The sequence below is a fragment of the Candidatus Regiella insecticola LSR1 genome (assembly GCF_000143625.1).
Lineage (GTDB): Bacteria > Pseudomonadota > Gammaproteobacteria > Enterobacterales > Enterobacteriaceae > Regiella > Regiella insecticola.
Window position 1 is genome coordinate 1 of record NZ_GL379619.1, and the last position, 4,493, is coordinate 4,493.

At 40.3% G+C, this 4,493-nt stretch carries 5 protein-coding genes; 4 read left to right on the forward strand and 1 reads right to left on the reverse strand.

Annotated elements, in window-relative coordinates; translation table 11 throughout:
* From ldtD to REG_RS08150, 3 genes are all read left to right on the forward strand, one after another.
* The coding region (gene ldtD, locus REG_RS08140; RefSeq protein ID WP_039908084.1) for a L,D-transpeptidase at positions 1 to 1,271 on the forward strand (1,271 nt) is incomplete at its 5' end.
* 246 nt (positions 1,272 to 1,517) lie between these two features.
* Positions 1,518 to 1,922: a DUF882 domain-containing protein gene (locus REG_RS08145; RefSeq protein WP_039908086.1), complete on the forward strand. Its 405-nt coding sequence runs from the start codon at positions 1,518 to 1,520 to the stop codon at positions 1,920 to 1,922.
* Between the two features lie 486 nt (positions 1,923 to 2,408).
* Positions 2,409 to 3,038, forward strand: coding sequence for an MBL fold metallo-hydrolase (locus REG_RS08150; protein WP_006705205.1), 630 nt, complete (start codon positions 2,409 to 2,411; stop codon positions 3,036 to 3,038).
* Between the two features lie 75 nt (positions 3,039 to 3,113).
* Here the strand turns inward: REG_RS08150 and cytR are convergent, their stop codons facing one another.
* Positions 3,114 to 4,169, reverse strand: a complete 1,056-nt coding sequence (cytR, locus tag REG_RS08155; protein WP_260200246.1) for a DNA-binding transcriptional regulator CytR — start codon at positions 4,167 to 4,169, stop codon at positions 3,114 to 3,116.
* Positions 4,170 to 4,263: 94 nt separating this feature from the next.
* Between cytR and REG_RS13455 the strand changes: the two genes are divergently transcribed.
* Complete coding sequence (locus REG_RS13455) at positions 4,264 to 4,434, forward strand: hypothetical protein (RefSeq protein WP_176603494.1); 171 nt, start codon at positions 4,264 to 4,266, stop codon at positions 4,432 to 4,434.
* The last annotated feature ends 59 nt before the right edge of the window (positions 4,435 to 4,493 follow it).

Sequence of the window (4,493 nt, forward strand, 5' to 3'; positions counted from 1 at the left end):
ACGCTATGTTCGGTTATCTGCATTTTGTTGCGAACGTTGCCGCACAAGGAGAAACTTGGCTATACGATGATAGCCCCTATAAAATGGGGATACCACCAACAGTTTTTTTAAATCGATGGCAGCAGACGTTACAGCAAGGTAATATTGCGGAGTATATGGCTTCATTAACTCCACAGCATCCACAATACAAAAACATGCGTCAGGTTTTAAAAAAGCTGTTGTCTGAACAACATCAGCCATGGCCACAATTGCCTAACGGCTCGAATCTGATCCCGGGTAAACGCGATGTTAATCTACCCATACTGCATAAAATCCTCTCACATGCTAACACCTGGCTAACAGCCACTACACCCGTCACTGATTTGCCTCCTCCTAGCGTCGACACGCTTTATAACCCTGCTTTAGTGGCGGCAGTAAAACGTTTTCAACAAGCACAAGGATTAACGCCCGACGGCATCATAGGTACAGGTACCCGTAAATGGTTGAACCTTTCTCCCCAAAAGCGAGCCACTTTATTAGCACTCAACATGCAACGTCTGCGTATTCTTCCTGCTGATATGAAAACAGGTATTATGGTCAATATTGCGGATTATTCTCTGCATTATTATCAAGAAGGGAATGAAATACTTTCTTCAGCGGTCATTGTCGGACGACCCAGTCGTAAAACACCCTTCATGAGCAGTGCACTGAGCAATGTTGTCATTAATCCACAGTGGAAAGTTCCTACTTCAATGGTGAAAAATGATATCTTACCGAAGGTAAAATATGATGCTACTTATTTAAAACAGCACGGTTATACCATTCTCACCAATTGGAATAATAATGCTAAAATTATCGATCCATCGACAATAAATTGGCATCTAATCTCCGCTAATAATTTTCCTTATCGTTTGAGACAAGCTCCCGGTACAAATAATTCCTTGGGCAGATATAAATTTAATATGCCGAGCTCAGATTCTATTTACCTGCATGATACACCTAATCATCGCTTATTTCAGAAAGAAACATTAGCTTTAAGTTCAGGTTGTGTACGTGTTCATAAAGCAGCTATTTTAGCGAAGATGTTATTAAAAGATGCCGGTTGGGATGATACGCGACTATCCAACACGCTAAAACAAGGAAATACCACCTACGTTAATATTCGTCAGCATCTCCCTGTATTACTCTACTATTTAACATCATGGGTCGACAAAGAAGGAAAAGTACAATTCCGCACAGACATTTACAATTACGATACAGCAGCACAATCTGGTACGCAAATTGTCACGTAAGCAACATCGTTAATACAATAAAAATATTAAAAATCAGTAGATAACAACTTTTATATTGAATGCATTATTGTGTTATCTATTGTAAATATCACAATTTATTATAAATCCTGTGGGTTGACTCGCTTTTCATGAGCGGTTATTGCGCGAGGCGTTCATTTATTAAACATTAATAACAGATAGAGTCATTTTTAAATAAATAATTAAATATGTCCTGTCGTTTTGATATTACTAGGTACAATCGAACATATGGAAAAAATAGATAATTATCGTCGTAAATGGCTAACATTAGGTGGAGTTGCTTTAGGTTTTTCTCTGTTATCGAGTAATAAAGCATTAGCTACTCTTTCAACACCCACCCCTCGTACTTTAAAACTAAATAATATTCATACCGGTGAATCAATTAAAGCCGAGTTTTCCAACGGTATCGGATACAATAAAGAAGAACTCACTCGTTTAAATTATTTTTTTCGTGATTTTCGCCAGAATGAAAATAGCTTGCATAAAGTAGGTAAAGCTGCAGATCTTCGTATCGAAGGTATTTCATTAAATCACATTCGTCAAGCAGCATTAAGAATGCGAGCGGGGGGTGTAGGTTATTATCCCAAGAGTAATTTTTTGCATATTGATACTGGACGAGTAAGGACTTGGTAATCGCTACATACCCTTCGCCTTTCAAGTTACGGCAGCGTTGGCAGCGATTACTCATCCTCTGTCATGTACCATACCCCTCGCCTTTGAAGTGTTGGCTGCGGGTGCTCGCCTTCATGGTAGGTATACGCTCATCGGTCTCACACCCTGGCCCCGCCTAGCGACAACTTGAAGGACTGTGGGTATATAGCCAGATCATTTTAACTTGATTTAAGTGTTGTCATCGCTTCCCGTACTATTTGTACTGTCTTGCTTCTCCACCTTGAATCAAATTAAAATGATTCAGCTATAGATTACTATTATATTATTTCTTTTTTGGTACTAGACCTCTTTCCAAACCTGCTGCGTGACTCGAATCCTGCGTTGCCCGGTGCGCGCAATCCTCATGTACTGCATGTTAACGAAGGTTGCTGTGCGCCGGGGCGCCTTGACTTCGCATAACGAACTACGGTTTGGAAAGAGGTCTACTGTTCATTGGGCTAGATTGATATGAAATATGAGATTCTTCCGGTTACAGCATTTAATCAAAATTGCTCATTAATTTGGTGCGAAAGGACGTATCAGGCGGCGTTAATCGATCCCGGCGGTGACGCGGATAAATTAATTGCTGCAATAAACCACAAAAAAGTGACCATCAACAAAATATTATTAACTCATGGGCATTTGGATCACGTCGGTGCCGCTGCTCAATTGGCTAAACATTTTCAGGTTTCCATTCATGGTCCAGCAGTAGAAGACCGTTTTTTATTAGAAAAATTACCCATACAAAGCAAAATGTTTGGCCTTGATGAATGCCAACCCTTCGAACCAACGTGCTGGTTGAAAGAAGGAGATAAAATTACTATCGGCGATATAAAATTAATGGTCTTGCACTGTCCTGGACATACACCTGGGCATATTGTATTCATTAATCAAACAGACCGTTTAGCTTTAGTCGGCGATGTCATTTTTCGTGGTAGTGTTGGGCGTACTGATTTTCCACTCAGCGATCATGCCCAACTCATTTCTTCCATCCAAAATAAATTATTACCTCTCGGTGATGATATAACCTTCATTCCTGGCCATGGAAAAATTTCAACTTTCGGCTACGAAAGAAAACATAATCCTTTTATCAATTAAATACCCATGATTAACGCTTTAGCGTATTTATCTGCCGGCTAACTGGTCACTTTAAGATTATATAGCCGAATCAAATTAGACTGATTCAGCTCTAGCAGTACTTTTTCGAATAATTAATTCGTAATCTAGTAAATGAGAACCCGTTTTCGCTCGCTTTCCAGCTAATTGGTCAAGTAACAATAACATCACTTTTTGACCAATTTGATAGCTAGGTTGTGCTACCGTAGTTAATGGAGGATCACAATACTGCGAACACTTCAAATTATCAAAACCGATTAACGAAACATCTTGTGGGATCCGTAATCCCAATTGTTTTGCCTGCCAAATTGCCCCAACCGCCATAATATCACTGTAAAAAAATATGGCGGTTGGCGCATAAGGCAGAGCCATTAAAGTAGCAAATGCCTTTATGCCAGCCTCATAGCTACAATGTGCACGAACAATATATTCATTTTTTATTGCAATGTTGTTACGACGCAATGCTTGAATATAGCCCTGTAAACGATAATAACTCAGTGGCATAGTTTCCAATCCGGCGACACAAGCAATATGTTGATGACCCAACTTGTAGAGGTAATTAACAGATTGAAAAGCCGCGCTGAGATTATCAATGTGTACCGTAGAAAGCTCCAATTCAGGCACAAACTCGTTAGCCATCACCATCGGTGGCAAATTGGGTTGTTGTTCTTTAGTAATATCAAAAGGCAGATTGGCACCCAAAAGCAACATACCAGCAATTTTTTTACTTATAGTAAGATCAATAATGGTTTTTTTTGACCAAATTTGTTGTACGCAATCAACAATAATAATAAGGTAACTATGATCGAGTGCCGTTTCTTTGATCCCCTGAATAATCTCTAAAAAAAATGGATCGCTGATATCCGGTACAATAACCAAAATATTATGTGATTTACGATGTTTAACATTGCGACAAAGAGCATTCGGATAATACCCCGCTTTGACTACAGCCTGTTCTACTTTTTTCCTCGTATCAGATGAGACTTTTTCCGGTTTCATCAATGTACGGGATACCGTGGCAGTTGAAACACCTGCTATTTCAGCAACATTTTTCATGGTAGTTTTTTTTTCTGCTCCAACAGTTTTCTTCCCCCCGCTGGCTGCAACTGACAATTCGTATATTAGACTTCTTCGGAAACCTACTGCGTGACGCGAATCCTGCGTTGCCCGGTGCGCGCAATCCTCATGTACTTTATGTTAACGAAGGTTGCTGTGCGCCGGGCGCCTTGACTCCGCATCACTCGCTACGGTTTCCAAAGAGGTCTATTGTATACCCAATGAATTTCGAGTTACGGGGCTAGGTGGCCAGGGCGACCGACCGATGAGCGTAGACATACTACCTGATGAGGCGAACCACCCGCAGCCAACGCCGCCGTAACTTGAAATTCATTGGGTATATATACAGATAATTAGCGCCATGTGTTACCTAATACACCT